Source organism: Lysinibacillus composti (genome assembly GCF_016908465.1).
Classification (GTDB): domain Bacteria; phylum Bacillota; class Bacilli; order Bacillales_A; family Planococcaceae; genus Ureibacillus; species Ureibacillus composti_A.
In genome coordinates this window covers 1-1,406 of the sequence record NZ_JAFBDY010000056.1, presented here as the reverse complement: position 1 = coordinate 1,406, position 1,406 = coordinate 1, and the positions used below count along the sequence as shown (strand labels likewise).

General features: G+C 34.8%; 1 protein-coding gene. It reads right to left on the bottom strand.

All coding sequences use genetic code 11. The features are described 5' to 3' along the window. Nucleotides 1-1,354 (bottom strand): IS3 family transposase gene (locus tag JOD29_RS20295; protein ID WP_124767069.1). Its coding sequence is split into 2 segments (ribosomal slippage), with 1,355 coding nucleotides annotated over them: nt 1-898 and nt 898-1,354; the frame shifts between segments, so codons are not numbered across the junction. This gene is flagged as partial in the annotation. Nucleotides 1,355-1,406 lie beyond the last annotated feature (52 nt).

Here is a 1,406-nt window from a genome sequence, read left to right as displayed (position 1 = left end):
GCTTCCAAGACCTGAGTTCGGTATTCTACTGGACTTAGGTCTTTTAATTTTGCCTTCATTCGTTTGTGATTATAATAGTAAATGTATTCTTGTAATTCTCTTTCAAAATGTTCCATACTTTCGAAATCTTGTAAGTAAAGTAATTCAGACTTTAATAAGCCAAAGAAATTTTCTATGACTGCGTTGTCTAAACAGTTTCCCTTGCGTGACATACTCTGGCGAATACCGTGTGCCTCTAAGGTTTTTTGATACTTTTTCATCTGATAGTGCCAACCTTGATCTGAATGAAGGGTCACCTCATCTCCTGGTTGTATCCGTTTAACCGCTTCATTTAACATATCTCCTACTAGTTGATAAATCGGACGATTCATAAGTTTATAAGCAATAATTTCACCATTACATAAGTCTAGAACAGGTGATAAATAACGTTTCTCTCCAAATAGATGGAATTCCGTCACATCGGTTACCCATTTTTCATTCATCTTATAGGCTTTGAAATCACGATTTAATAAATTTGGAGCGATTCTTCCAACTTTCCCTCGATAGGAACGATATTTCTTCATTCTTACTTCACATTTTAATCCCATTTCATTCATTAAGCGATTTATGGTTTTCGGATTATGGGTAATATCTTTTTTCTTTAATTCTTTGGCAATTCGACGATAGCCATAACGACCTTTATGTTCATGATAAATAGCCTCAATACTTTCTTTAACACTTGCATACTTATCTTTACGATTTAATCGTTTTTCCCAGTAATAATACGTACTCCGTGGAATGTCAGCGACTTTAACTAATTCCACGACATCAAAATCATTCTTTAGTTCAAAAATTACTTGCGCTTTGACTTTGTTTGTAATTTTTCCTGTGCTTGAACTAAAGAGTTCAACTTTTTTAAGTATGTGTTCTCCATTCGTAAACGTTCATTTTCAGCCTGAAGAGCTTCAATCGATCCTTCAACTGGCAATTGCTTTTTTACATTCGATTTTGTTTCTTTTTTCATGGCCAGACGCCCCTTTTTCTTTGGTTTTAAGGCATCCACACCATCTCTTTCTACTAATTTTCTCCATCTTCTAACTAAACTAGGGGATGAAATGTTGAAAATCGCAGCGGCTTCATAGGAAGATGCACCTGTTTCGTTCATATATTGAAGTACATCCAGTTTAAACTGTTGTGAATGTTTTGTGTAGGGTTTAAAAAATGCATTAGCCCCTTGATCTTCATATAATTTTACCCAACCTCGAATAACGGATTCGGAAACATGATACGTTTTTTGGAGATCGTAATAGCTTACGTAACCATTTAAATAGTGTTTAACAATTTGTATTTTTTCTTCTGCTGTAAATCTGGCCATAAAAACACCCCGTAAAAGTTAGATTTGTGTCTAACTTTTACGGGGCAGTTCA